General features: G+C 67.6%; 19 protein-coding genes and 7 pseudogenes. 13 read left to right on the top strand and 13 right to left on the bottom strand.

Annotated elements, in window-relative coordinates:
• Nucleotides 1-70: 70 nt before the first annotated feature.
• From ACZ5NH_RS39160 to ACZ5NH_RS39170, 3 genes and pseudogenes are all read left to right on the top strand, one after another.
• A complete protein-coding gene (locus ACZ5NH_RS39160; protein WP_468782356.1) occupies nucleotides 71-922 on the top strand; it encodes a methyltransferase domain-containing protein in 852 nt (283 codons plus the stop codon).
• Nucleotides 923-936: 14 nt separating this feature from the next.
• A pseudogene (locus ACZ5NH_RS39165) lies at nucleotides 937-1,137 on the top strand (transposase); the annotation flags it as partial.
• A 106-nt stretch (nucleotides 1,138-1,243) separates the two neighbouring features.
• Nucleotides 1,244-1,447: pseudogene (locus ACZ5NH_RS39170) on the top strand (transposase); the annotation flags it as partial.
• Nucleotides 1,448-1,480: 33 nt separating this feature from the next.
• On the opposite strand, the gene ACZ5NH_RS39175 reads toward ACZ5NH_RS39170, so the two are convergent.
• On the bottom strand, nucleotides 1,481-1,942 hold the full coding sequence (locus ACZ5NH_RS39175) for a MarR family winged helix-turn-helix transcriptional regulator (RefSeq protein WP_468782358.1): 462 nt from the start codon (nucleotides 1,940-1,942) through the stop codon (nucleotides 1,481-1,483).
• A 118-nt stretch (nucleotides 1,943-2,060) separates the two neighbouring features.
• Between ACZ5NH_RS39175 and ACZ5NH_RS39180 the strand changes: the two genes are divergently transcribed.
• The 6 genes from ACZ5NH_RS39180 to ACZ5NH_RS39205 all read left to right on the top strand — a co-directional run bounded on the left by ACZ5NH_RS39180 (nucleotide 2,061) and on the right by ACZ5NH_RS39205 (nucleotide 9,503).
• Entirely contained in the window at nucleotides 2,061-2,621 is a 561-nt protein-coding gene (locus tag ACZ5NH_RS39180; protein WP_468782360.1) for an NADPH-dependent FMN reductase, read from the top strand.
• A gap of 870 nt (nucleotides 2,622-3,491) precedes the next feature.
• On the top strand, nucleotides 3,492-4,679 hold the full coding sequence (locus ACZ5NH_RS39185) for a CE1758 family FMN-dependent luciferase-like monooxygenase (RefSeq protein ID WP_468782362.1): 1,188 nt from the start codon (nucleotides 3,492-3,494) through the stop codon (nucleotides 4,677-4,679).
• A 166-nt stretch (nucleotides 4,680-4,845) separates the two neighbouring features.
• Nucleotides 4,846-5,055 carry a hypothetical protein gene (locus tag ACZ5NH_RS39190; RefSeq protein WP_468782364.1) on the top strand — a complete coding sequence of 70 codons (210 nt, stop codon included), beginning with the start codon at nucleotides 4,846-4,848 and terminating at the stop codon, nucleotides 5,053-5,055.
• A gap of 732 nt (nucleotides 5,056-5,787) precedes the next feature.
• Nucleotides 5,788-6,435 carry a hypothetical protein gene (locus tag ACZ5NH_RS39195; protein WP_468782366.1) on the top strand — a complete coding sequence of 216 codons (648 nt, stop codon included), beginning with the start codon at nucleotides 5,788-5,790 and terminating at the stop codon, nucleotides 6,433-6,435.
• A gap of 541 nt (nucleotides 6,436-6,976) precedes the next feature.
• The gene (locus tag ACZ5NH_RS39200; RefSeq protein WP_468782367.1) at nucleotides 6,977-7,414 is read left to right on the top strand and encodes a DUF3761 domain-containing protein; all 438 of its coding nucleotides are present in this window, start codon (nucleotides 6,977-6,979) and stop codon (nucleotides 7,412-7,414) included.
• 451 nt (nucleotides 7,415-7,865) lie between these two features.
• Nucleotides 7,866-9,503, top strand: a complete 1,638-nt coding sequence (locus tag ACZ5NH_RS39205; protein WP_468782369.1) for a TerD family protein — start codon at nucleotides 7,866-7,868, stop codon at nucleotides 9,501-9,503.
• 106 nt (nucleotides 9,504-9,609) lie between these two features.
• On the opposite strand, the gene ACZ5NH_RS39210 is transcribed toward ACZ5NH_RS39205, so the two are convergent.
• The 4 genes and pseudogenes from ACZ5NH_RS39210 to ACZ5NH_RS39225 form a co-directional block, all read right to left on the bottom strand.
• The gene (locus tag ACZ5NH_RS39210) at nucleotides 9,610-10,476 is read right to left on the bottom strand and encodes a hypothetical protein (RefSeq protein ID WP_468782371.1); all 867 of its coding nucleotides are present in this window, start codon (nucleotides 10,474-10,476) and stop codon (nucleotides 9,610-9,612) included.
• 220 nt (nucleotides 10,477-10,696) lie between these two features.
• Nucleotides 10,697-11,890 (bottom strand): annotated as a pseudogene (locus tag ACZ5NH_RS39215) (NF041680 family putative transposase); the annotation flags it as partial.
• Nucleotides 11,833-12,663, bottom strand: coding sequence for a transposase (locus ACZ5NH_RS39220; RefSeq protein WP_468782373.1), 831 nt, complete (start codon nucleotides 12,661-12,663; stop codon nucleotides 11,833-11,835). The pseudogene ACZ5NH_RS39215 and the gene ACZ5NH_RS39220, both read right to left, overlap by 58 nt.
• Nucleotides 12,664-13,194: 531 nt before the next feature.
• Nucleotides 13,195-13,333, bottom strand: a pseudogene (locus tag ACZ5NH_RS39225) (IS1380 family transposase); the annotation flags it as partial.
• 99 nt (nucleotides 13,334-13,432) lie between these two features.
• Between ACZ5NH_RS39225 and ACZ5NH_RS39230 the strand changes: the two are divergent.
• The gene (locus ACZ5NH_RS39230; protein ID WP_468782375.1) at nucleotides 13,433-14,077 is read left to right on the top strand and encodes a LysE family translocator; all 645 of its coding nucleotides are present in this window, start codon (nucleotides 13,433-13,435) and stop codon (nucleotides 14,075-14,077) included.
• A gap of 91 nt (nucleotides 14,078-14,168) precedes the next feature.
• On the opposite strand, the pseudogene ACZ5NH_RS39235 reads toward ACZ5NH_RS39230, so the two are convergent.
• The 3 genes and pseudogenes from ACZ5NH_RS39235 to ACZ5NH_RS39245 form a co-directional block, all read right to left on the bottom strand.
• Nucleotides 14,169-14,381 (bottom strand): annotated as a pseudogene (locus tag ACZ5NH_RS39235) (ATP-binding protein); the annotation flags it as partial.
• A gap of 209 nt (nucleotides 14,382-14,590) precedes the next feature.
• Nucleotides 14,591-17,056 (bottom strand): SpoIIE family protein phosphatase, encoded by a 2,466-nt coding sequence (locus ACZ5NH_RS39240; RefSeq protein WP_468782377.1) that lies wholly within the window; start codon nucleotides 17,054-17,056, stop codon nucleotides 14,591-14,593.
• Between the two features lie 218 nt (nucleotides 17,057-17,274).
• Nucleotides 17,275-17,760 (bottom strand): VOC family protein, encoded by a 486-nt coding sequence (locus tag ACZ5NH_RS39245; RefSeq protein WP_365334539.1) that lies wholly within the window; start codon nucleotides 17,758-17,760, stop codon nucleotides 17,275-17,277.
• 956 nt (nucleotides 17,761-18,716) lie between these two features.
• Here ACZ5NH_RS39245 and ACZ5NH_RS39250 point away from each other — a divergent pair.
• Nucleotides 18,717-19,685: a helix-turn-helix transcriptional regulator gene (locus tag ACZ5NH_RS39250; RefSeq protein WP_453598363.1), complete on the top strand. Its 969-nt coding sequence runs from the start codon at nucleotides 18,717-18,719 to the stop codon at nucleotides 19,683-19,685.
• Nucleotides 19,686-20,084: 399 nt separating this feature from the next.
• On the opposite strand, the gene ACZ5NH_RS39255 is transcribed toward ACZ5NH_RS39250, so the two are convergent.
• Nucleotides 20,085-20,267 carry a hypothetical protein gene (locus tag ACZ5NH_RS39255; protein ID WP_468782380.1) on the bottom strand — a complete coding sequence of 61 codons (183 nt, stop codon included), beginning with the start codon at nucleotides 20,265-20,267 and terminating at the stop codon, nucleotides 20,085-20,087.
• On the bottom strand, nucleotides 20,264-20,689 hold the full coding sequence (locus tag ACZ5NH_RS39260) for a transposase (protein ID WP_468782382.1): 426 nt from the start codon (nucleotides 20,687-20,689) through the stop codon (nucleotides 20,264-20,266). Before ACZ5NH_RS39260 ends, ACZ5NH_RS39255 begins: the two co-directional genes overlap by 4 nt.
• Nucleotides 20,690-20,966: 277 nt before the next feature.
• On the opposite strand from ACZ5NH_RS39260, the gene ACZ5NH_RS39265 reads away from it, so the two are divergent.
• A complete protein-coding gene (locus tag ACZ5NH_RS39265) occupies nucleotides 20,967-21,437 on the top strand; it encodes a gluconokinase (RefSeq protein ID WP_468782384.1) in 471 nt (156 codons plus the stop codon).
• Nucleotides 21,438-21,702: 265 nt separating this feature from the next.
• Here ACZ5NH_RS39265 and ACZ5NH_RS39270 read toward each other — a convergent pair.
• A pseudogene (locus ACZ5NH_RS39270) lies at nucleotides 21,703-21,858 on the bottom strand (HoxN/HupN/NixA family nickel/cobalt transporter); the annotation flags it as partial.
• Between ACZ5NH_RS39270 and ACZ5NH_RS39275 the strand changes: the two are divergent.
• Nucleotides 21,859-22,092, top strand: a pseudogene (locus ACZ5NH_RS39275) (Fe-Mn family superoxide dismutase); the annotation flags it as partial.
• Between the two features lie 78 nt (nucleotides 22,093-22,170).
• Here ACZ5NH_RS39275 and ACZ5NH_RS39280 read toward each other — a convergent pair.
• Complete coding sequence (locus ACZ5NH_RS39280) at nucleotides 22,171-23,868, bottom strand: purine-cytosine permease family protein (protein WP_468782386.1); 1,698 nt, start codon at nucleotides 23,866-23,868, stop codon at nucleotides 22,171-22,173.
• Nucleotides 23,869-24,416: 548 nt separating this feature from the next.
• The gene (locus tag ACZ5NH_RS39285) at nucleotides 24,417-25,499 is read right to left on the bottom strand and encodes a substrate-binding domain-containing protein (protein ID WP_468782388.1); all 1,083 of its coding nucleotides are present in this window, start codon (nucleotides 25,497-25,499) and stop codon (nucleotides 24,417-24,419) included.
• Nucleotides 25,500-25,554: the final 55 nt, after the last annotated feature.

Consider the following 25,554-nt stretch of genomic DNA (forward strand, 5'->3'; position numbering starts at 1 on the left):
TCCTGAGGCAGTGACGCTCCGAGCACGCGCAGGCACGGTCTCTTCCCTCCACCGTTGCCAGGAGTGCCTCGTGCCCGTGTCGCTTCCCCCTGCCCTCGAACTGTCCCTCGACCTGCTGCGCTGCCCAACGTGCCGCACGCGCCACCTGCACCCCGGCTGCGGCGTACTGCGCTGCCCGGTGGGCCACACCTTCGACATCGCCCGCCACGGGTACGCCGGCCTGCTGACGGGCACCCGCGCCACCAGCGGCGACGACGTGGCCATGGTCCAAGCCCGGAATCGGTTCCTGTCCACCGGTACCTACGCGCCCATCCGCAACGTCGGGGCCCACCTGGCGGCCGACGCCGTCGCTGAACAGGCCACGGTCGTGGACGTGGGGTGTGGCACGGGCTACTACTTGGCCGGCGTACTCGACCGGCTGCCCGGCGCCCGTGGTCTGGGTCTGGACACGTCGGTGCGCGCACTTCGCTCGGCATCCCGAGCCCACGACCGAGCCGCCGCGGTGGCCTGGGACGTCTTCCGTCCCTTCCCCCTGGCCGACGGGGTGGCCGATGTCGTGCTGGACGTGTTCGCCCCGCGTAACCCGGCCGAGTTCCACCGCGTGCTGCGCCCGACCGGCCGGTTGATCGTGGTCCGTCCCACCGAGCGGCACCTGGCCGAGCTGCGCGACCGGCTGCCTGGGATGGTCACGATCGACCCGGCCAAGGAAGAACGCCTGCACCGGGCGCTGGCCCCATTCTTCGAGGGCACCGTCACCGAACAAGTGGAGTACACCGCACCCTTGACCAGGCTGGATGCCCTGGATCTGGTGGCGATGACACCGAGCGCACGCCACGTGAGCCGTGCAGACCTGAACGATGACGGCCTCCTGCCTGATGAGGTCACCGTCTCCGCGCTGGCCACCGCCTACCACCCTCGGTGACCACGAGCGGGCGCATACGCCTGCTGACCGACGAGCAGTGGGCGCGCCTGGTGCCCTGCCTTCCCCGCAACGCAGGGAAGGCAGGGCGTCCGTTTGTCGATCACCGTCGCATCGTCGAAGGGACCATCTACCGGTACCGCACCGGAATCCCCTGGAGAGATCTGCCCCGCGAAGCGTTCGGTCCCTGGCAGACGGTGTGGAAGCGTCATCGCAGGTGAATCGCGGACACCTGCGTGCCGGCCGGGGCCGCGGACGCTGTGCCCGCGCTGATCGGCACCAGCCCCAAGGCCGCGACAGCGGCAACCGCCGCGGCCCGTATGACTCGAAGCCCGGGGCGAGTTGGACTGGTCATGCTTCGCCATCGGCTCCGCCAGCATCCGCCGCCCTCGAACCGGGCAGCCGACCGGACCGAATCCGACCGGCCGGGGCAAGAACGGATCGAAAATCCATCTCGTCGTGGACCGCAGGGGCCTGCCTGGCTCGGTCGCCGTCTCGGCTCCGAATACGCACGACAACCTCGTGCCGCAACCGTCGATGCCGTGACGGCTCGCCCGGATCTCAGCAGGCCTTCGCGATGTGCCTCAGTGCGGTGGCGAGTTGGGCGAGGTCATGGCCGACGAGATTGTCGAGCACGCGCCGCCGCACGCTGGCCAGATGAGCGGGCCACGCCTCCTGCCGGCGGGCGAGACCCTCTTTTGTGAGGACCGCGTTCCAGCCGCGCAGGTCCTCGTCGCACCGGACCCGCTGGACGAATCCCTGTTTCTCAAGGCGGATGACGACACGGGTCATCCCGCTGAGCGTGAGGTTACAGGCCGCGGCGAGTTCACTCATCCGCATCCGACCGCCAGGGGCTTCGGACAGGAACATGAGGGGGGTGTACTCGGAAAGCCGCATGCCTCCGTCGCGGATCATGTCCGCATCGACGGCACGCGGCAGCGCCATCATGACATCGCCCAGCGCGCGCACGAGCGCTTCTTCGTCGGCATCCAAGGGACGCAGGGCCTGCTCTCGAGGGGACATGCCTCACACCCTACCTCCTTGACGCGTCAATCAAATCCGTCATCTACTTGACACGACAAGTAACTGCACACGCATTTACTTGACACGACAAGCATCTCCTCAATGCAAAGGTGAGCAAATGACGAAAATAGGCATCATCCTCGGAAGTACGCGGCCCGGGCGTAACGGCGAGGCCGTGGCCCGCTGGGTGCTCGAGCACGCCCGGCGCCGAACCGACGCCGAGTACGAGCTCGTCGACCTGCTGGACTACAAGCTGCCGCTGCTGGATGAGCCCTACCCGCCGGCGATGGGCCAGTACAGCCGGCCGCACACTCACCAGTGGGCCGCGAAGATCGCCTCTCTCGACGGCTTCGTGATCGTCACACCTGAGTACAACCACTCGGTGCCCGGCGCGCTGAAGAATGCCATCGACTTCCTGGCGGCCGAATGGGCCAACAAGTCCGTCGGCTTCGTCAGCTACGGCTCCACCGGCGGCACCCGAGCGGTGGAACACCTGCGCCTGATCGCCGGCGAGCTGCAGATGGCCGACGTGCGCTCCCAGGTGGCGCTCTCCCTCTTCACCGACTTCGAGAACTTCACCGTCTTCAAGCCCGCCGACGCTCAGGCCGATGCCCTCACCACCACACTCGATCAGATCATCTCCTGGACCAACGCACTCGCACCACTGCGCACCAACTGACCACGGCGCCCCAACCTGACCCGGGGGCCGAACTTGCGGCACCCGCTCCCGGGCGGCGGAGACCTCCGCGAGGGCACCTCCACCATTACATGAAGTAACCACAGCGCTACTTAGAGGCACATAATTCGGAGAACGCCGTCCCCTGACAAACGGAAGGCCACCGGTGGGCCAGCTGCGCACGTAAGTCGTGGCGGCGGGGCCTGACGACCACCCGTCGGGCGCAGGCCGAATAGACGTTCGAGGTGCACACGAAGCCGCAGGGACGCCGATCCTGCGGCGGCATGGACATCCTTCACTGCCCACTCGGCGGGATCGGGTGGCTTGGCTTCCTCAGGCAGTGCCGGCGGAAAACGGCGGCACCGCCTCCATGGCCGCCCGGTCCCGGGCTGCCCGGACTGTGGCAGCTACCGCTTGGCGCCGGGCCGACGGCCCGGTTCGCATGTGCAGCGATCCGTGACGCGCGGTGCGCTCTCGAACCGGCGTGCGGAAGTGATGCTCAGCCGCCTGGCGAGCAAGGAACCGTTCAAGCCTCTCGGCTTCGACCTTGCCGACACGACCGGGTGTTGGAGGAGAAGGCGGATCTGTTCGCCGCGCTGCGCAGCCGGTCACCCGGGCAGGCGGGACGCGGGCGATCACGCCGCAGGCGCGTGACGAGCATGGCTTCCCGACCACCACCCGGGAGTGTTCGACCTCAAGCACGCCTCGGACCCGATGCCGCACACGCTCCTCAGGGAGAACAGCCGGCTCTTTGACACCGGGGTCGTCCCGGTGCACGGGAGGCCCTCGGCCTGGGACCCAGCACGTTCAGAGTGCGTTCGCGAGCGCGGGCTCTTGAACCACCGACCACACCGTTCAGAAAGGCGGATCATCATGGAATTCGGGATCTTCGGAGTCGGCGACGTCACCCGCGACCCGGCTACCGGCCGCACTCCCAGCGAGGGGGAGCGCATCGACTCGGTCGTGCGCACCGCCAAGCGGGCGGACGAGGTCGGTCTGGACGTCTTCGCCATCGGCGAGCATCACAACCCGCCGTTCATCCCCTCCTCGCCGACCCTGCTGCTGGGGCACATCGCGGCCATGACCGAGCGGATCACGCTCAGCACGTCGGTCACCCTCATCACCACCAACGACCCGGTGCGCATCGCCGAGGAGTACGCGATGCTCCAGCACCTCGCCAAGGGGCGGGTCGACCTGGTGATCGGGCGCGGCAACACCGTCCCGGTCTACCCGTGGTTCGGCCAGGACATCCGCTACGGCCTGGAGCTCGCGCTGGAGAACTACAACCTGCTGCACCGGCTCTGGCGGGAAGACGTGGTCGACTGGGAGGGCAACTTCCGTTCCCCGCTGCAGGCGTTCACCTCGACCCCACGACCGCTCGACGACGTCCCGCCGTTCGTATGGCACGGCTCGATCCGCACCCCCGAGATCGCTGAGCAGGCGGCCCACTACGGCAACGGCTTCTTCGCCAACAACATCCTCGCTCCCTACGGGCACTTCGAACGACTCGTCGCCTTCTACCGGCAGCGCTACGCCCACCACGGGCACGGCACTCCCGAACAGGCGATCGTCGGGCTGGGCGGACAGGCTCACATCGCCAAGAAGTCGCAGGACGCCGTCAAAGCGTTCCGCCCCTACTTCAACGGCTTCCCCATGTTCCGCGGCCACTCGCTCGAGGAGTACATGAAGACCACCCCGCTCTCGGTCGGCAGTCCGCAGGAGGTCATCGACAAGACCATGGACTTTCGGGAGCGCTTCGGCGACTACCAGCGCCAGCTGTGGAACGTCGACGGTATGGGCCTTCCCGTCGAAGCCGCCCTCGAGCAGATCGAGCTCCTTGGCACCGAGGTCGTCCCCGTGCTCCGCAAGGAGATGGCCGCGCTCCGCGCGCCCGGCGTCCCTGAAACCCCCACGCACGCGAGCCGGGTCAAGGCGAAGTACGGGGACGCGCAGCCGCGCCAGCCACGCCCGAACCCCAACCGCGGCGACAACGTCACTGGCACCTCGCCGTACGAGGACAGTGACTGCGCCATCGCTGCCCACCTCCCGCTGGTCGACTGAAGGGGTCCTCCCCGCCGACGCGGGGGTGTTCCGTCCCGGGGGGCCGCGGCCTTGCTGGTGGTGTCGTCCTCCCCGCCGACGCGAGGGTGTTCCGCGGGCGCGTCGGCCAGCTGCTCGAAGGGGTCGGTCCTCCCCGCCGACGCGGGGGTGTTCCGGCTTCGGCTCGATGGACAACAACCGCCTTGACGACACCCTCGCCGTCCTTCGCAACAAGATGGTCACCGTCATCAGCCACCTGTTCCCGGTGGCCGAGGCTGTCGACGACGTCCTGCTCGTCGACAAGTCCGCCCAGGGTTCAACGGCCACCTGGCTCACACCGCAAAAACGCACCGCACTCATCCACGACGGGATCCGGCGCCTGCTGGAACACATCTGAGCAGTACCGGGCCGCCACCAAAGTCGCCAAGGAGCCCATCTTCCGATCCCCCGGCAGCCTCATCGGGTACCGGTGGCTCGTCTTCCGGTGACCGGCGGGCCCGGCACTTCCTTCCCGGCGCATCAGGTCGCCCCTGCATGCCTGCGGACAGCGCTGACAAGCACTCGGCTCAGCGTCGACCGCAGCCTTCCACCCGACGGCGCCGCCGCAGGACCGGCCGGTGCCAGGCCCTCTTCGGCAACCCGACGCAAGAGTGCTCCTGCGAGCAGCCGGGCCGTCGAGGAGCACACCCCCTTCCCAGCGAACTTGCTGACGCTCGCGCCCGACGCGGGCTTCCGGCTCCGCCGTGCCCACCTCCCCTGGAATGACGCCGCGTCACGCCCTGACGACGGCCGGGGATCGCGCAACCACCGGGATCCTCACCGCCTGGCAGCACAGCCGGGACACCGACGAAGTCCTGTGGCAACTCCCCCACGAACAGGCCTCAAGTCATCCCGCTGCACGCCCCATGCAGCCCCACTCATTGGAACAGTGAAGCTCAGGTCGAGAACTAGACATCACTCAAGAAGAGCAACAGACTCCACCCATCCGTACTATCTCTATGCCAGGCCACACGCAGCAGTCATCTCCACCTGCCGCTCGGATCCCAGCCCGAAAACACAGGCGTGACTCTCTGCGCCTGCGCCACACGTGCTGCACGCCCGGCCACGAAACCGAAGGAAAGGTCCACCCATGTCCATCACGATTGGCACTGAACTGACATCGCAGTACGCCGCACAGGTAACCAGCGACCTCGAACGCAACACCAAGGAGCAGGAACGTATCACTGCGGAGATCACCGCACTGCAGGAGCAGCTGGCCTCGCTGCAGCACGACCACTCCGTGCTGATGCAGGTGCAGCACGTCCTTGGGCTTTCGCCGACGCCGGCTCTGCCCACAGCCGGTTCGGACGGCGCGGCAGTGCCTGCTCCGCGCAAGAAGGCCTCTGCTGAGCCCGGCCAGGGAAAGCAGACGCGCGCGAAGAAGGCAGCCGGCACACAGGACTCCACGACTAGCAAGGAGTCGGCGGCCAAGAAGCTCAGCAACAAGGACGCAGCCGCGAAGACGGCCCAGCCCACGCTGGTCCAACTCGTCCGCAGCCATCTCACCGAGCAGAGCGAACCGCGCTCCGCGGCCGAAGTCGCCAGCGCACTCGGCCAGGCCCATCCCGAGCGCGGCATCAAGACCACCGTCGTGCGTACCACCCTTGAAGGACTCGTGGCCAAGAACCAGGCCCAGCGGACCAAGCAAGGTAGCTCCGTCTTCTACACCGCCCCCGGTTCGGCCGAGCAGACGGCCGCACCGGCGAACGACGCGCAGTCGTCGGAGCAAGCCGAGTGAGCTGCTGACAGCACCCGGAAGACGGCGCTGGCCCGCCGGTGCGGGTGCGTTGGCCGGCAGCGCGCTTCGGCCGCACGGATCATCCTGACACGCTCGTCACCCGCCAGGCCCTCGCTCACTGGACCAATAGAAGGCAAGAGGCGGCGGGTGCCGCAGACGCCTTCAACCGGCCTATCGGCGACATGGTGCGAGTACTGGCCCGCGACCACCTCTCCATTTGTGTAGTGCGCCAAAGCGTCGCCTACTGGCAGGAGCGGACGGGTGAGGCGTCAGGTACGGACGGATGACACCAACCAGCCCGGAACCGGTCTGCGAACTGCAGATCCAAGCGAGTCGTAAAAGTCCGCCCCCGGAGCAGGTACGGGTCGAAGGGCACCGCCTGCATCCCGCGCATGTACGGGGGTTGCGCGGTTCCTGGGGAGAGTTTGTAAAGTGTTCAACTGCCCCGTGGCGTATGTCCGGGTGTCCGTCGTAGGGGGATCGTCGCGTGAGCCAGCACCAGCCCGGGCCGTGGGCCGTCCGTCCGCCTGAGCCTGTCCGCATGCCTGATATCCGCCCGCTGCACAAGCGCAAGCGCGTGTGGGTCGGCGGTTTCGTGCTGCTCGCGGTCGGTGCCGCGTTCGGTGGTGGTAATTCCAGTGCGGCCAGTCCCGCCCCGCGCCCTACGGTCACCGTCACCGCGACCGCCACGAAGACTGCAGCGCCGGCCCCGGCGGTCACCGTGACGAAGTCGGCAGCGCCGGCCCCGACGGTCACGGTGACCAAGCCGGCCACGCCGGCTTCGGCGGCCACGCACGAGTCAAGTTCCGGTTCCTCGGGCAGCAGCAGCGGTTCGTCGTCGGACAGCTCGTCGAACTTCGGCGGCACGACTGACCAGACCGGGGCCACCGCCTTGTGCAATGACGGCACCTACAGCTACGCCGCTCATCACCAGGGAGCCTGCTCCCATCACGGCGGTGTCGCCGTCTTCTACAGGTAGCAGGCGCCGCGGCCCGGCTGCTGAGCCGCGGCGCTGCGGCTGCGGTCGGGGAAATGGGGCAGCGCGGCAGGCCCGTCGGCTCGCCAGTCCTTCCGGGTGGTGCCGTTCCCGAGCGCCACCAGGTCGTGTGGGGCAGCCGGCGTGCGATGTGGCAGCGGCGCGGTCGTCGTCGAGGGCAGCGCGCCTTGCGTGGGAAAGGCGAGAACGGAGAGGAAGCATGGCTTTCGGCTTTCGTGTGGGTGTGCCGGGGATGAGCGTGCGGGTCTCGACCCGGGGCGTTCGCACTTCCGTGGGGCCCCGCGCGGCACGCATCAGCATGGGCAGCGGCGGCACGCGGATCTCTTCGGGAGTGGGCCCGTTCTACGCCTCCAGTTCCCTTAGCGGAGGGCGCCGCCGTACCAACACGAGCCGCACGACCCGCTCGCGGGCCGCTGCGCCGTCAGCGGCGCAGTTGGAGCGTGCTCGCCGGCAGGCCGAGCGGGCCCAGCAGGAAGCGGAACGCGATGCGGTGATCGCCGAGTTGAAGGAGATGCGGCGGCAGACGACCAGTGTTCACCTGCAGTCCTTCACCCCGGCCCGGCCGCCGGTGGTACCGGGGCCTCAGCAGCTGAGCCTGGCCTGGGCGCTGGCACAGGCCCAAGCCCACCACCTGGCAGGGCTGGGCCTGTTCGCTCGCGCCGAACGGGCGGCGGCCAAGCGGAGGGCCGAGGACGACGCTCCGGCCTACCTGGCCGCCGAGGAGGCCCGCCTGCACGCCGTCCATACGCAGTTGGCCGCCGGGGCCGGTCAGTGGTGGCAGGCCCTGATCGCCAACGACGAGGAGACCGTGTGCGAGGCAGTCAATTACGCCTTCTCCGATAACGCTGCCGCGGGCTGCGCGGTGGGAGTCGACGGGGCAGTGCTGTCCGTGGTGATGCGGCAGCAGGACATCGACTCGCTGCCCGACCAGACGCCCGGGGTCACCCCCAGCGGGCGCCCCACTCTCAAGACCCTGAGCAAGCGGGACCGCACCCTGTGGTGGCTCACTTCCATGGGGTCAAACATCGTTGCCACGCTCAAAGAGGCATTCGCCGTCGCTCCCGGGATCACCGCCATTGACCTGGCCGTGCTCACGCGTCTGCCGGATACCCAGCGTCTGGGGTTCGTGGCCTACGGCCGCTGGACGCGCCAGGCCATCGAAACGGGCCCCTGGCGGGAGACGACCGACGCGCTACGGTTCCTCGACATCGGCCAGGACGTCGCCTGTTCGGTCACCACTACCACTTCCGGGAACCTGTCCAGCGCCATCAAGCCCCTCGACACCAGCCGACTGCCCGGTCTGCAAAGCCTCCTCGACCACGCCCAGGACGACACCGGATCCGGTGACGGGACCCTGGTCGGCCTCGACGGAGACCTGCGCGCCAACCTACCTGCCGCGCACTCGGCTCCCCTGCCGGATCCCTACCGCATCCGCCCCTTCGCCGAGTGGAAGAGCCAGACCGCTGCCCCGACACCGCCGCCCGCTCCCGCGGCACCGACGCCCACTCCTGCGCGGCCGAGCCACGTCCCGGCGACCGCCCTCGCGCCCGGACAGAACCTGGTGCTACCCGAGGAGGCCTGGCAAGAACTGCGCATCACCTTCGGCTCAGCCGGCGCCGACGCCGACCTCACTCTCTTCCTGACCGACACGGGCGGCCAGGTCACCTGCGATGAGGACTTCGTCTTCTACAACCAGCCCTCCGCCGCCTTGGGCGCGGCCCGCCTGCTGGGCAAGCAGACCGAAGGCCCGCACACCGTCGAACGCGCAGCCCTCCACCTCGCCTCCTTGCCCGCTCACATCCAGCGCGTCACGATCGCCATCAACATGGACGTCGACACCGGCCTGACCTGCGGCGCCCTCACTCACGCAGCCCTGTATATGGACTGCGTCACCGAGGCCGCGTGGACCTTCCAGCCGCCCGCCGACCCCGACATCCGCGCCATGGTCATCGCCGAGCTGTACCGGCACACCACCAACGGCCAGCCCGTCTGGAAACTCCGCGCGATCGGCCAAGGCTGGGCCGACGGCCTCGACGCACTCGCCCGCGCCCACGGCGTCAACATCACATAACCGGTCAGCGTACGCCCGCCCGGGCCTGGCCGAAGACGGGGGCCTTTCTGTCTCCGGCTCCGAAGAGCACGGGTGCTCAACCGCATACAGCGCACAGCACAACTGGTCAGGCTCCAGTTCTGCCGATACGGTCCCACAGCTCCAACGCCTTGGTCGGTTGATCGCTGTAGGCGAGCATGAATGCGGCAGCTGCAGCTCCTCCGATCGCGTAGGGCTGCCCGGCATCCGGTATGGGAAGGAAGGAGGCGCCCACGGCGGCCCCGGTACAGGCCAGCAGTGCCACTACCACCCGTAGCCATTCCCAGTCCCTTGCCGGTTCCAGGCCGATCAGCGCCTCCTCGTCCAGAAGTGCCCCGACCCGCCCATGCACGTATCGATCGCACACGGCGATCAGCGTTGCTGCCAGTTCCCGAAGCGCCACGTCGCAGTCCGTGTCCAAACGGCTCTCTACGACACGTAGTTTGGCGATGACCAGGCCCGAGTGGCGCCGCAGCGCTTTCCTACGGTGAGAGGGCCACCGGACGCTACCCGCGTCGCGGTAAGATCTCGCAATCAGCCTGGAGGTCACAGCCAGACGACGGGCCACCTCACGCAGCCGCTGCGGCTGGTCGTCCGCCGACGCCGTCGAGGCCGCGCTACAGGCACGGATGGTCAAGGCAGCGTTGTGGACCAAACGGTAACGAGTGACCCACCTGCCCGATCGCCAGGGAGTAGATGCCGATCCTCGCCACACCACAACGAAGGCCACCACAGGCGCAGCAAATATCGCCACCAATGCGGCGATCAATGCGGCCATCAGCGCGAGAACAGCCAGAACCATCGGCCCTTGCAGAATCGCCGGGGGAAGACCGGACTCCGCCGAGGCGCGCGTTGTCGGGCTGGGCGCGTGCGACGCCGTCGCGGACACCACGCCACGATCCAGGCCCATTGCAATCTCCGAGAAGACCAGCGCAGCGATCAGACGGCCACCCACAGCGGGACGGCGACTGACAAGGAACCGGCGCAGCCCCAAGCACACACGCGCCGGAGGCCGGCTGCTGGGCCCGGAGAGTACCTGAATGTCCCGCCTGAGCAGTCCAACCTGACGGTCTGCTACACGCCAACCGCGGACCGCCGTTTGTCTGGGAAACCAGCGCGATACCGTCTGCCAGATCGTTTCCGTCTCCATACGCCACAGCATCTCAGCTTGATCATTAACCTCGCTGCTGTTTCAGGCGGACATGTTCGGTGAGGGTTTCGATTCGCTTCACGGTCTTCCCGGGCTCGTGATGTGGGGCTGACCTGCGGTTCTTCGAGCCGGGTGGGCGTCCGGGGCCGGGCTTGGAGGGCCTGGGCACGCTGGCGGGACGAGCGGTCTTCACGCGGAGGTGGCGGAACCCCCGGCGGACTCGGGCCGGGGTGAGCCGACGTGGCTCGCTGGGTCGTTCCCAGGGCCGGCGCAGGTCCTCGGCGAGTGGCCGGGCGAGGCAGAGTTGGGTGTGGGCGGCGATGATCAGCCACGTCCACAGGTCGGCCGTGTGCGGATCTCGAACCTTGGGGACGGTCCAGCCCAGGGTCTGTTTGAACAGCCGGAAGGTGTGTTCAAGATCGAATCTGCGGAGGCACGCCTGCCAACGGACATCGATGTCCTGGCCGGTCATGCCGGTGCGCGAGGACCACAGCCACACCGGCTTCGGGTCCCGGTCACCGGGCAGGTACTCGACCTTCAGCCGGATCAACGTGCCGTCGATCAGAGGGAGTTCACCGGAGTGGTCGAGCCAGGGGCCACGGGCCTGCAATCGGGGGTGCATCCGGTCCCAGGCGAGGGCTTCGGCCGTGCCGTAGCGGGTGGTGTCGCACGTCGTGGCCTGGTCGGGGGTGTGCCAGGACTCTGGCTTGGAGAAGGTGAGGACGCCGCCGTGCTTGCGTGGCTGTCCGCCACGCGGGGTGGAGCGGCGCGGGCCGGCATCCCGGAGCATGACGCGGTCCGAGCGGAGCCTGCCGACCAGTTCGACGGGCAGGTCGGCCAGGACGTAGGCGAGGCGGGTGACGTCGTAGCCGGTGTCCATGACGACGAGGATGTCCGCGTCGCCCGGCCGCCACTGCCCGGCGTGCATCAGCCGGGTGACCACCTGGCGCAATTGGGTCGCGGTCACCGCCGTGGCGTCGTCGGACGGCCCCAGTCTGATCGCGTCCAGCACGGCCGTCCAGGACGTGCGTCCCGTCTCCAGTGCGGCGACGAAGGAGTAAGGCCAGCCGGGAATGAACTGGTCCGCGCTGCGGCCCCGCCCGTAGACGTGGCAGAACAGCAACTCCGGGCTGGTGGGCGCGTCGGGACGCAGCCAGTTGCTCACGTCCACCGCGAGCACGATCCGCCCGTCGGCGGCCCGCGGCTGCGCAGGACCTGCACCGCCTCGATCTCCCGCAGCCAGGCCGGTGCGTCGGGTGCGTAGACGGCCTCAAGCAGTGCGAATCCGTCCTCTCCCACGGCCAGCGCCCACTGCCGGCGGGCGTCGGCTCCCTTGGGGAAACGGAAGGAGTCGATGCGCTTGCCGTAGCGTTCGAACCACTGTGGCGCGGCGACCTGCCGCAGCCAGCCGGGCGCCGCGACGGCCAGCGTCTCCAGCGCGGCGCGCAGGGTCTCGCCCACAAACTCCATCCGGTTCAGCGTCCGCACCGCGGCCAGCACGTGCGTGGAGTCGGTGCGCTGGCGGCCTCCCGCCCGCAGCATCCCCAGTTCGCTCACTCGTTCCAGCAGCCGGTCCAGGACCAGTTCCTCCAGGCCGTGCGCAACCAGCCGGACTCGGAACTCGCTGAGCACAGAGAAATCGAACCCGGGATCGTCCAGCTCCAGCCCGAGCGCGTACTTGACGTCGATCCGCCCGCGCACTGCGTCGGCAGCCTGCCGGTCCGTCAGGCCCTCCGCGAACTGCAGCACGCTGACCATCGCTAACTGGCCCGGCGACCAGGCTGGACCACCCCGGCGCGGAAATGCCCGAGCGAACTGCTCGTCCTCGAACAGCGGACCGAGCTCATCCCGCATCCGCATAGCCCGACAGCCCTTACGAAATGCGGCGCGAGCAACCCGCGCAGTGGCCTCCGGGACGGACGGAGCAGGCACAGGGCGCAGCGACACCGCAGTCCCTCCTTGCCTCCCCGCACGATGGAACCGAACCTCCATCAGACTGCCCGATCAAACAAGATCACCAAAGGCGGTCACCGAATCCGCCAACAAAGTCCTTCAGGCCCGGGGTTCCTCGCTAGATTCCGCTGAAGACGAAGCTGCACACCGCGGTCTGCTCCGGGAAGGTCACCCTCGCCGCAGCCCAGAACGCAATTGCCGGCGACTGGACCACTGCCCTGTCCAAGCTGGGCCTGAGCTGACCAGGCAGGGCAGCACCGGCACCGCGGCAGGCTAGATCGACTGCGGGCGTGCTGGGGGGCTGTCCGCAGTCGGCCCTGAACAGTGAGCTCGTCAGAGGATGGCCGGAGCCTCAAGCAGACACTACGTGCAGCAAGCATCAGCAGGACACCGACCCCTCGCAGGGAGACAAGCCAATCGATCAACCGGCAGCAGGCCAAGAGCCGTCAGAAGCGCTCTAGCGGTCCCCGTCCCCGGAGTGCCGCCTGACGTTCTGTGTACGACGTTCGTTTCGTTCCTCCGCGCTGACGGAGCTCGGGTCGCAGTCCTGGCACATGCGCTTGATGCGCACGTGATTGCGGCGTATTTCGCCCGATCGGGACCGGACTTGCGGACCGTCTCCACCAGCAGTCCACCGCCGGCCTGGGACACGACCCCGCAGCCACCGCTCTCGACGCGGACGCGGGCAGGTCCCGATACGCCTCTTCACCTGGAGGACGCCCTACCTCGTGCAAGCGCGAGGCTAGAGCGAACGGTCCGCCACGTGTTTGTATGACCTCTGAAAGGCAATCCAGAAGGTGGCAAACACATGGTGTCCACGGGGAGCATTCTCGCGTTCGCGGCGATGTCGCTGGTGGTGATCGTGATTCCGGGGCCAAGCGTGCTGTTTGTGATCGGCAGGGCCCTGGCACACGGCCGCCGCACGGCGCTCGCGACCGTCCTTGGCAACCTGATCGGTTCGTACCTCCTGGTAACCGCTGTGGCGTGGGGCCTGGGCACGCTGGTGGAGACTTCCGCGGCGATGTTCACGGGCGTTAAGCTGGCCGGCGCAGCCTATCTCGTCTACCTCGGCGTGCAAGCTTTCCGGCACCGCAAGGAGATGCGCGCGACGGACATGGAGGCCCCGGCGGGTGAGCGGCGCAGCGATCTGCGCACAGTCCTGGACGGCATTTTCGTGGGCTTCACCAATCCCAAGGGCCTCATCTTCTTCGCGGCGGTGCTACCGCAGTTCGTGAACCACTCGGCGGGCCGAGTCCCCCTCCAGATGATGGTGTTGGGGCTGGTCCCGGTGGCCATCGGCGTGATCACGGACACCCTGTGGGGACTGGGTGCCTCGGCGGCCCGTTCCTGGTTCGTCCGCTCGGACCGCCGCCTGTCGATGGTCGGCGGGGCGGGCGGCTTCGCGATGATCGGTTTGGGTGTGGCCGTGGCAGCGACGGGCCGCGCTGACTAGGAGAGGAGTTCGGCAGGGCCGTCCCGGACACGGAGGTGGAGGAAGCCTTCCTGACTGCTTGCTTGCCGGCGAAGTGCGACCAGACGACCTTCCCATGCCCCTGCTTGTCGACGCCCCAGTCGTCCGACAGGGCCTGCACGATGAGGATTCCCCGGCCGTTGGGTGGCGCGTCGGCCGCGGCCGTCACGGCTACGTCCCGGTTCGCGTCCTGGTCGCCGTCATAGACCTCTATACGGACACATCCATGGCGGTCGATGCATACCTTCACGGTGAAAGCCGTGTCGTCACGTCGGGCATGGAGCATCGCGTTGCTCGCCAGGGTTCCCCGCACCGGCCCCGGACGGCCCCGGGTGCGACCGGCCCACGTCCTGGGCGACTCGGCGCATGCATGCACGAAATCCTGACTCGATCTCGCCGCACACCTGTCGCGGTCCGGGGTGACCGGTGTTCCTCGCTGTCAAAAGGCCCTACCGAACCAGACGATGAGCAACCTGTCAACCTCACTTTTTCCAGTTACGGACTTCGTGCGTGCGAGGGTGCAGAGGACAGGTCTTGTTCGACCCAGACGAGCTTGCCGCACGGTGTGGGGCGGAAGCCCCATCTGCGGGCCAACTGGGCAACCATGAGGAGGCCTCGGCCGTTTTCGTCGACGATGCGGCCATGCCGCAGGCGCGGGTAGCACGTTCCGCTGTCGAAGACTTCGCAGGTCAGGGCTTGGTGCTGGATGAGCCGCAGCCGGATCGGGCCGGCGCCGTGGCGGATAGCGTTGGTGACCAGTTCACTGACGATCAGCTCCGTGTCGGGTACGAGATGCTCCAGCCCCCATTCGCTGAGCTGACGGGCGGCCAGCTGACGGGCGGTGCGGGCGGCGGTTGGCTCAGCCGGTAGGTCCCCGGAGGCGATCTGGGCCGCGTTGAGTGTGTGGGTCCGGACAAGGAGCAAGGTGACGTCGTCGGACGGTGCCTGAGTCGGCACGGTTTCCATCACTGAGGAGCACAAGTCCTCCAGGGACTGATCAGGCCGAGCGAGAGCGGTGCCCAGGCGGTGTATGCCGACGTCGATGTCCTCGTCACGGGACTCGACCAGGCCGTCGGTGTAGAACGCGAGCAGGCTGCCTTCGGGCAGTTCCACTTCCACAGCGTCGAAGGGGACCAGCCCGAGGCCGAGGCCGAGTGGGGCTCCGGTGGGCAGGTCGGGGAAGGTGACCTGGCCTTGTGCGTCGACTATCGCGGGCGGGGGGTGCCCGGCCCGTGCCATCGTGCACTGCCGGGTGGCCGGGTCGTAGACGGCGTACAGGCAGGTCGCGCCCATCGTGGAGACCTGGTCGGGGTCGTCGTCCTCCTCGGCCAGCCGCCGGACGCTGTCGTCGAGGTGGCTCAGCAGCTCGTCGGGAGGCAAATCCAGGTCCGCCAGTGTACGAACGGCGGTGCGGAGCATGCCCATGGTCGCCGCGGCGTCGATGCCGTGTCCGACCACATCCCCGATGACGAGTGCCACCCGGGCGCCGGACAGCGGGATGACGTCGAACCAGTCGCCCCCAACTCCTGCATCCGTATCGGCCGGCAGGTAGCGCGAGGCCGCCTCCACCGCGACGCCACCCATCAAACGGTGTGGGAGCAGGTTGCGTTGCAGTGCGAGGGCCGCAGTGTGTTCGCGGGCATATTGGCGAGCATTGTCCAACGACAGTGCGGCCCGGGTGACCAGTTCCTCGGCCAGGAGCAGGTCATCCTCCTGGAACGGTACCGGGTCGTCGGTGCGTGCGAACAACGCCAGGCCCAGCACGGAGCGCTGCGTACGGATGGGCACGACCATGAGGGAGTGCACCCCGTTCTCACGGATCTTCTGCGCCCGCGCCGGGTCGTGGTCGATCCATGCCCCAGGAGAGGTGTCCAGCACCGGTTCCAGGTGAGACCTCCCCGTGCACAGGACGCTGCTGAACGGCGAGTTCGGTGAGAGGAATACCATCTCCCCGCGCGCCCACGGTGACTCTGGGATGCCTCGGTGGATCGAGGCCAAACCGGCACGGCGGAAAACAGCGGCGTGATCGTACATGGTGTCGAGTCGGGCATAGGGCTCTTTACCGAGCGGAACCGGCTCTGCCAGGTCGACAATGGCGTAGTCGGCCAGCAGGGGCACGGCAACGTCCGCCAGTTCCTGTCCGGTCTGCATGACGTCCAGGGTGCTGCCGATACGCGTGCCGGCCTGGCTGAGGATGGCAAGGCGCTCGCGCGCCCGCTGGCCGCCGGTGACATCCACGCTCATGGAGCACACCCCCAGCGCCTGGCCGTCCGCGTCCTGAAGGCAGAAGAACGAGGCCGCGAATGCGTGCTCCCGACGCGGATCTTCCGGCGGCCACGCCCGGTACTCGTGGACCATGGTGATGCCACACTCCAGCACCTGCCGCAGCGCTGCCTCGAGCGCTTCGGTCTCGAAGCTGAGCATCGATTCGGTGGGTCGACGTCCCAACCGCCGGTCACGAGGAATGCCGTCGTGGCGCTCCATGGCGTCGTTCACCCAGGTACAGCGCAACTGCGGGTCGCGAACGACGATGCCGATCGGTGCGTGGATAAGGAGCGACTCCCGCACCGATCCGTTCATCATCCCCGAGGAAAGCGCACCTATGTCGGTCAGGGATACCAGCCACCGCAGGGTTGCGTCCTGTCCCCGCAGCAGCGAGATGCGCAGACTGACGTTGAGTATGCGGCCGTCGCGGTGGCGAACCGGCGCGGTGCCCGACCAGCCACCTTGAGCACGGCACTGCTCGGCGAACTCTGCAACCCGCAGCGGATTCTGGGAGGACGGCAGCACGAGCGTGGCGGAGCGGCCCACCACTTCTCCAGCGGAGTACCCGACAAGCTGCTGAGCGGCCTGGGTCCATCCGACCACCGTCCCCTGTTCGTCGATCATTGCTATCGCTGCGTCGGATATCTCGCGGGGCTTCGGCGGCTCAATGTGTGCGGTCTGGTCAGTGCTCGTCATTGCGGTTTCCATCCGGTACGTAGGTGAGAGGAAAAGACGATCCTCAGGAGGGCGTTGCTGCGGCGGCGGCCGGGACCACAACGGGAGAGGACCAAGGCCCGGTGGTAGGCGAAGCGGGATGACAGCCATGACGCCGACGACCGCCTCCGCACGGCGAGCCATCCCGTGTTGCCTCATACCGTCCAGGCGGATCCCGGCCCGCCGCAGCCCCTGAGCCGCTAACGCGATGTCAGCGGCGGCCGGATCCGCCTCTTCACCTCCTGCAGCACCCAGCCGTTGCCGTCCGGGTCGCTGAAGGTGAGGTAGGAGGCATAGTCGGCACGGGCAGGATGCGGGCCGGCCACCCGCTCCTGGCCCGCACCGGGGTGGACGACCCCTCCGGCATCGTGGCCGTGGTGAAGGGCCCATCCGGCATCGTGGAACACCTCGCCGACATCGATGCCGCGGCCGACGAGCTCCGCCCGGGCCTCCTCGATGTCGAAGACGACGAGGTACAGGCCCTGGACCGAGCCGGGCGCGGCGGAAGTCATCCCCGTGCCGAAGATGATCGAGCACTCGGAGCCCGGCGGCGTGAAGTGCACCACCCGGTAGTCCCCACTGACCGTGTTGTCGACGTCCAGCTGGAATCCCACCGCCTGGTAGAAGGCCTTGGCCCGATCGACGTCGGAGACAGGCAGCACGATGAGTTCAAGTTTCAGATCCATGGAGATGTCCTTCTTTCTTCAGTCGGTGAATCTCGCACCCTGGTGCGTCACCGGTTCAAAGGCGGTCATGGTCGGCGAAGCGGCACATGCCGCCGTGGCTGTCGCGGCAGAGAGCCGCGATCCTCGGCGGAACCGCCTCCCCCGCACTGGCCCTCGTGCTTGCCGAGTCCCAGGTGATCGAGCGGAGGTTGGAGCAGCGTCGCTCGGTGACCTTCCGCAACAGCCCGTCCACCGGGGATTCGCCTTGGTCGGCGCGGTCCGCGAGGATCGTGTCCTGCGGGCCTTGTGCTGACCTGCAATCCCAGGGAACACCCCGGAAAGGCACCTGGAGGCGGTCAAAGAGGCCTGCCTCGGCCAAGGCCTGCTGGTCCAGGTACTGGCAGGCCCCCTTTCCCATTGCTGGGTAGTTGCCGATGTGGGCTTCGGAAGAACGCCCCGATCCCCGCCGACACGGAAACCGGCGAAAAGGTCGTCGGCGCGGTCACAGACCGACGTCTGGACGAGGGCAAGGAATTCGGCTCCACCACCTGCGCGGCCGCGACGATACACAGACTCCAATAACGCATTTCCGCATACTCCGGGAGCAAGATCACATCCCGCGCGGATGGGTCCAGGCAGAGACCGCAGCCGGATTGACGTGGGAGGCGAACCGGTGCCGGGCACCGGGCCACCCGCTCCCCCGAACCTTCCTCGGCGACCCACTCCCGCAACAGCACATCAAAACACTGAGGAAAACCCGAAGCTGCTTTATCGGCCGCCAAGATTACATTCCGAAAGCCTCTATTTACTCGACCCCGCTCGCCGGTCTGGAAACAAGCGGGGCAGCTCCACTTCGATTTTGCCGGGCGCGACTGCTCCAAGGGCTCCCCTTATCACAGACCGAGGGCGGCGCAGGCGACCACGAAATTCCGCTATGCACGTTGCCAGGATTGCGTCTAGAGAGCTAGACTCAAAAAATGAGCAAGGCGTCGTCCGGTTCAGGTGTCAACAAAGAGCTGAGCGATTTCCTGCGCTCGCGGCGTGCCCGGGTGACTCCTGAGCAGTCCGGGATCACGGCAGGGGCGAGTCGCCGTGTTCCCGGACTCCGCCGTGAGGAAGTTGCGCTCTCAGCCGGATTGGGCGTGGACTACTACATCCGTCTGGAACGCGGACGGGTGGCCAACGCCTCCGAAGCGGTGTTGGAGGCCGTAGCCCGGGCCCTGCGGCTGGATGATGTCGAGCGTGCGCATCTGTTCAGGCTCGCCAGGCCGCAGTCCGTGGCCAGAGTGAGCCAGCCCGCCGTTCCCCGAGTGCGTCCGGGTGCGTACGCGCTGCTTGAGGTTCTTCGGGATACCCCTGCCATGATTCTGGGCAGCCGCATGGACGTCCTCGCCCTTAACCGTATGGCTCGCGCAGTGTTCGTCGATTTCGAAGCCATGCCGGCTCGCGAGCGCAATTTTGCGCGATTCATGTTTCGCGACCCTGCGGCGCGTGAAATAATTCTCGACTGGGACCAGGCCGCCCAAATGATCGTCACAGGTTTGCATCTGCATGCCGGTCGACATCCGAACGATCCGCAACTGGCCGAGCTAATTAATCAGCTGTCGGCCGCAGACGAAGATTTTCGCCAATGGTGGGCCGCGCACGATGTGGAGGAGTTCTCCCACGGTACCAAACACCTCCGGCACCCCCTGCTCGGCGAAGTCACCTTGAACTATGAGACCCTTCTGTTTCCCGGTGATCCGGGCCAATGGTTGATCGTGTTTACAGCTCAACCCGGCTCGCCGTCTTCTGAAGCCTTGCGGATCCTCGCCGACCGTATCGGTGACCTGGACACCTCCGTACGTACAGGTTCCGCAAACCCCTCCGAGCAACTGTCTTACCGCCAGCTCCAAGTCCACCGGGAAAAGGGGGTGACATCAGAGGGGCAACCGCGGCCTGAGTAGGGTCGGGGACTGGCGCGGTGGCCCCTGAAGGCTCCGTTTCCAGCCCAGGGCGGCATCGTTCAGAAGCCGTTGTCTTACCGGATGTGATCATTGAGTTTCCGCTGTTCAGGCCTGGTTCCGGTGTCGTCGTGGGAGCGTTCGGGCGATCAGTTCGTCCTCGACGATGCGGAGGCGGACCGAATCCTGTCCGAACTCGTCGCAGCCGAGGCCGTGTTGGAACGCCGGGCGATCGCCCGGGTGGAGCTGGCCGAGGCCCTGGCCACACCCGTGATGCGGCGGATGCGACCGTGCAGGAGGCGCCGGAACCGGTGCCGGCGGCCAAAGCGGTGAAGGTCCCGGGGTGGGGTCGATCGAGCCGCACTTCGGGGAGGGGATGACGGTGGAGGCGCTCGCGCCGGATTACCGGCGGATCGTGGAGCTGATGGAGTCCTGTCCCGAAGGCGGTGAGGGGGTGTCGGCGAAGGAGATCGCGTCCGGGCTTGGGCTGGAGTTGGTGCCGGCGAAGATCGAGGGGGTGCGGTCCAAGACGAAACGCCTGGCCGAACAGGACTGGCTGACCGTGTCGCCGTCCGGACGGCTCACGCCGCGGCAGCCCACCGTGACTGTTCCTGCCGCCGCCGGGAAGCCGGGCGGGCGAGGCGACGGCTCATGAGCATGGCCTGCGAGAAGTAGATGAACGCCTCGCTGCTGGCGAGCAGAGTCGCGAAGTCCCGCACCAGGCGGCGCGAGCGCATCAGCCACCCCAGCGTGCGCTCTACTACCCAGCGTCTCGGGAGTACCACGAACCCCTTCACGTCATCGCTGCGTTTGACGATCTGCAGCGTGAGCTGGAGTCTCTCCTTCGCCCAGATGGCCAGGCGGCCGGTGCAGCCGCCGTCGGCCCACACCAGCGTGATCTTGTGGAACCGTGCCCGCAGGCGGGGCAGCATGACGCGGGCAGCCTGGCGGTCGGTGACGTCGGCGGCTCGCACCAGCACCATCAGCAGCAGGCCGATGCAGTCCACGGCCGGCGAGCTGCCGCCGCCTGCGTCGCCCGAGGCCGTGGCCGTGGCCGTGGCCGTGGCCGAGCTTGAGGCTGCGGTGGGGCATCCGATGCCGCCGCTCCTCAAGCGGATCTATCTCGAAGTCGCGGACGGTGGGTTCGGCCACTGGGGTGGGCTTTGTCCCTTACCGATACGACCTACAGCTTCAGCGACAGCCGTCGGCTGCTGGAGGAGTACTTGGGCTGGCGCGGACGCCCCAACCACCCGCCGTCTCTCGTACCGCTTTTGACGTGGGGCTGTGCGATCTGGTCCCTCGTCGCCCGGCCAGCCGCTCCCCCATGACGAAGACGATCTCGGGCTCGACGCGCGGGTATCCGCGGCCGCCATCGCCAAGATGTCGGCCGGCACGCCACTCGACGACGCCGACCGCCGACCCTGGCTGGAGTCCATCGGCCGCTGGCTGCACGAGCACGACATGGCAGGCACCGGCGCGGTGGTCGCATGCTCCGCACTCAAGCGACGCTACCGGGACACCCTGCTAGCGGCCTGCCCAGGCGCCTTCTTCCTGCACCTGACGGCCGACCGCGAACTGCTCGCGGACCGGCTCCGACGGCGCCACGACCACTTCATGCCGGGCTCGCTCCTCGACTCTCAACTCGCCACACTCGAACCACTCGCAGCGGACGAACGAGGAGCCGAACTCGACGCGACGTCGGCACCCGACACTCTCGCCGACCTGGCCGCAGACCTCCTGGCACGACAGCCGTAGCGCCGCCCGATCGCGGCTCCATCGCCGCCTTCACACGCACAGGCCACCTCGGCATACCGAAATGGTCGTCACAACAGGGACAGCTGGGCTCGGGGTGCGACCGCTCCCGGCTCACGATGATGCGTAAGCGCGACGCGCATGACTTGACAGGGAGGCGCAGTTCTCTGTCAAGTCTGCGTGCTGAGCGGCAGTCGGGGAGCTGACTCGATGACTGGGGCCCCGGCGTGACTGCCGGGACCCCAGGGTGCGGATGCTGTTCGCTTTGTTCCTCGGCCTGCTGCTGGGTCGGGCGCAGTCCGGCACTCCACTTCTCCTCGATGCGGCCGAACTTCCACACGGCGAGGGCGATGGCCCAGGTGGCGAAGAAGAGGCCGACGATGACGTGGCCGATGATGTTGAGGTCGAGGCCGCTGCCCCAGTCCGCTCCGGCTGGGGCGTGCTCGCCTGGGAGCCGCTGGGCAGGCGGCTGCTCGTGGAGCAGGTCTACGACCACCACGGCAACGCCGGCCAGGGCAGCACCCCGCTGCTGGTCTTCGACGCCTGGGAGCACGCCTACCACCTGCAGTACAAGGACGTGCGCCCCGACTGCGTCACCAAGCTGTGGGACCTGGTCAACTGGGAGGACGTTGCCGCTCGCTACTCCGCAGCCCTATGAGCCTGATCTCACACATGCCCCGGCCCGCGTCGAGGGACGCGGGCCGGGGGCGATGGGGGCGCGGGTGTCCGCCAGTGGTCAGTCCGTGGACCGTACGGTGGGCATGGCAAGGCTGACCGGACCGGCGGTGCCGCTGCCGCTCTTGCAGGAGTCGTGGCAGTCCTTCTCCAGGCTGCAGCAGAGCGAGCAGATCGCGCCCCGATGGAAGGGGCAGCCCGACAGGTCGGGCCGCTCGAACTCGGTCGCGCACACCGAGCAGGTCAGGACAGCGGCCGAGGGCAGGCCGTCCGCGCCCAGTAGCGGCTCGTCCAGGTCGTCGGCGCGGGCGATGTAGTACTTGCCCTTGGTCAGCACCGCAAACAGCGGCGAGAGCAGCATCGCCAGGAACAGCGCGATGAAGGGCGAGTACGCCTTGCCGTAGTCGCCGAACGCATCGAAGTAAGCGGCGATCGAGACGGCCGAGGCGATCAGCATCGAGCCGAAGCCGACCGGGTTGAAGTTGTACAGGTGGGCGCGCTTGAACTCGATGTACGACGGGCTGAGCCTCAGCGGCTTGTTGATGACCAGGTCGGCGACGACCGCGCCGATCCAGGCGATGGCCACGTTGGAGTAGAAGCCGAGGACCGTGTTGAGGAAGCCGAAGACGCCGCCTTCCATCAGGGCCAGGGCGATGCCGACGTTGAGGAAGATGTAGACGACCCGGCCGGGGTGACGGTGGGTGAGGCGGGAGAAGAAGTTCGACCAGGAGAGCGAACCGGAGTACGCGTTCGTCGAGTTGATCTTTATCTGGGAGAGGATCACGAAGAACGTGGCCAGGCCCAGGGCAACCGGAGCTGCGAACGTCTTGAACCCGGACATGTACTGCTGGATCGGCTCGTTGGCCTTGGCCAGGCCCACACTGCCGGCGATGTAGAAGGCAAGGAAGGCGCCACCGATCTGCTTGGCCGCACCGAGCACCACCCAGCCGGGGCCGGCGGAGAGCACGGCACCCCACCACTTCTTGCCGTTCTCCGGCGTCTTGTCCGGCATGAACCGCAGGTAGTCGACCTGCTCACCGATCTGCGCGATCAGCGACAACGCCACACCGGCGCCCGCGCCGACGCCGAGCATGCTGATGGTGGAGCCGGTCGGTGAGTTGCCGGCGAAGTGGGTGAACTTCGAGAACTTGCCCGGGTCCTGGATCGCGATGGACACGAACGGTGCGACCATCAGCACCAGCCAGACCGGCTGCGTCCACACCTGCATCTTCGACAGCGCGGTCATGCCGTAGATGACCAGCGGCAGGATGATGAGGGAGCAGATCAGGTACCCGACGGCGAGCGGGATGTGCAGGCCCAGGTCCAGGGCCTGCGCCATGATGGAGCCTTCGAGGGCGAAGAAGATGAAGGTGAAGCTGGCGTAGATGACCGAGGTGAGCGTCGAGCCGAGGTAGCCGAAGCCCGCGCCCCGGGTCAACAGGTCCATGTCGATGGAGTACTTGGCCGAGTAGTACGAGATCGGTATGCCGGTCAGGAAGATAACCACGGCCGCGGTCAGGATCGCCACCATGGCGCTGGAGAAGCCGTTGGAGATGGCGATCGAGCCGCCGATGGCGAAGTCGGCCAGGTAGGCGATGCCGCCCAGCGCGGTGGTGGCCACCACGTAGGGGGTCCAGCGGCGGAAGGACTTCGGCGCGTAGCGCAGCGAGTAGTCCTCCAGCGTGTCGTTCTTCGCCCAGTCGTTATAGGTCCGTCCGGCTGATGTTGCCGGCGCCTCTCCGTCGACGATCTCCGTCACGACTCTTCCCTCTTCCGCATGCAGGGTCACCGCCCGGATGGCCCGGGGGGAGTTCCACGGAAGAGTCACGCCGCACTGTTTCCCGGGCGTTTCGCATCCTTTAAATGAAGGCTCTTTAGTGAGCCTTTTGGTGACGCGCGTAGATAAATGACTGGAGAGAATCCAAGGTTCATCGAAATGTGCGCCTCGATGGCCCCTGAAGTGGCCTTTCTTGTGTATCGCGAGTTCCCGGAGGGATTGGCTGTGACGGATTCCGATGGGAATTGCACGCCTGGTGATGGGGGTGCGCAAGCCGTCCAGTAGGTGGACGGTATTCCGCTGCTTGACGACCTGGTGAGTCCTCGTGCGGACTGGCGCCCGCCGGGTCTCGGGGTGTCGCCGTGCGTGCGCGGGGTGGTGCGCGTACGCCCTGGTCGTCGCTGTGCCGAGGAGGATTGCTCTGCTTGATTCTTCCCATAGAAAATATTTCTGCGGCGGGGTATTGTCAATGGACAGGCGGGGCAAAGGGCATGACGGGTACGCTGACCAGCGCGAAGGCGGGGCTGGGGTCAGAGTTGGGCGACGATGTCGAAGTCGAAGGCGTCCGCCCGTGCGAGGTACAGCCGTTGGTGGAGATGGTTGCCCTGCAGCCGCAGCAAGCCCCGAGGTCCCTCGTAGGTGACCGTGTCCTCCACCGCACACATGGCGTCCACGTCCAGCGACTGCGCCCGCTCGGCAAGTGCCGCCAGCAGTCGTACCCCTTCGAAACACGACTCGCCGAGGCTCCCCACCACCGGGGCCTCGATGCCGAACCGGGCTGCGTAGCGGCCACTGAAGTCCAGGCTCTCGGCGGTCCCCAGCGTCTCGAAGTACCCGGCCGTCGCCCACAGTCCCTCGGTGGCCTCCGCGCCGGTGGCCAGCAGGATGTTCTCGTCCATGTGCGTGCTCAGCCGCAGACACCGCTGGTGCAGCCCATAGGCGGCGAACGCCCGGTTGAAACGCGCCGCGTCGTCCCCGACCAGCAACATCAGCACCACATCCGCCTCGCACCGCTCGATCCGGCGCAGCACCGGGGCGAACTCGTACGTCCCCAGCGGCACGAAGACCTCGTCCCGTACCTGGCCGCCACAGGCCCGGGCGTACCCGCGCGCGGCCCGGGCGGTGACTCGGGGCCACACGTAGTCGTTGCCCACCGTGCACCAGCGCCGAGCTCCGGTCGCCTCGGCCAGCAGTCGCATCGCCGGCAGCAACTGCGCCGCGTCCGTCTCGCCGGTCAGGAACACCCCGGGCGTGTGCTCACCGCCCTCGTACTGTGCGGTATAGATGTACGGCACCCTGCCCGCGATGCGCGGCACCAGTGCTCTGCGCACCGCCGAGGTGTGCCAGCCCACCACCACGTCCACCGCCCGCAGCGACACCAGGGCCTCGACCTCGCCCGCAGCCCGCTCCGGCGCAGCTCCGCCGTCCACGACGACCAGCCGGACCTCCTGGCTCAGCACGCCGCCCGCGGCGTTCAGCTCCTCCACGGCCAGTTGTGCGGCCATCTCGCACGACGGGCCGAAGACTCCGGCCGGACCCTGCAACGGCACGACCAGCGCCACGTTCAGGGTCCTGCCCGAGTTGCCGTTCCTCGACGGGGGCAGCGGATACACCAGACCACCTCCGTGAGGGCATGGGGGCATGCGGATCGCGGTCCCGGCCCCAGCG

It is taken from the genome of Streptomyces sp. NPDC031426 (assembly GCF_055581585.1).

Bases quoted from the DNA above. Each gene is read 5' to 3' on its own strand.
- ACZ5NH_RS39175 (WP_468782358.1), bottom strand. From the start codon at position 1,942: ATGTCCCCTCGAGAGCAGGCCCTGCGTCCCTTGGATGCCGACGAAGAA.
- ACZ5NH_RS39180 (WP_468782360.1), top strand. From the start codon at position 2,061: ATGACGAAAATAGGCATCATCCTCGGAAGTACGCGGCCCGGGCGTAAC.
- ACZ5NH_RS39185 (WP_468782362.1), top strand. From the start codon at position 3,492: ATGGAATTCGGGATCTTCGGAGTCGGCGACGTCACCCGCGACCCGGCT.
- ACZ5NH_RS39190 (WP_468782364.1), top strand. From the start codon at position 4,846: ATGGACAACAACCGCCTTGACGACACCCTCGCCGTCCTTCGCAACAAG.
- ACZ5NH_RS39195 (WP_468782366.1), top strand. From the start codon at position 5,788: ATGTCCATCACGATTGGCACTGAACTGACATCGCAGTACGCCGCACAG.
- ACZ5NH_RS39200 (WP_468782367.1), top strand. From the start codon at position 6,977: ATGCCTGATATCCGCCCGCTGCACAAGCGCAAGCGCGTGTGGGTCGGC.
- ACZ5NH_RS39220 (WP_468782373.1), bottom strand. From the start codon at position 12,663: ATGGAGGTTCGGTTCCATCGTGCGGGGAGGCAAGGAGGGACTGCGGTG.
- ACZ5NH_RS39230 (WP_468782375.1), top strand. From the start codon at position 13,433: ATGGTGTCCACGGGGAGCATTCTCGCGTTCGCGGCGATGTCGCTGGTG.
- ACZ5NH_RS39240 (WP_468782377.1), bottom strand. From the start codon at position 17,056: ATGACGAGCACTGACCAGACCGCACACATTGAGCCGCCGAAGCCCCGC.
- ACZ5NH_RS39245 (WP_365334539.1), bottom strand. From the start codon at position 17,760: ATGGATCTGAAACTTGAACTCATCGTGCTGCCTGTCTCCGACGTCGAT.
- ACZ5NH_RS39250 (WP_453598363.1), top strand. From the start codon at position 18,717: ATGAGCAAGGCGTCGTCCGGTTCAGGTGTCAACAAAGAGCTGAGCGAT.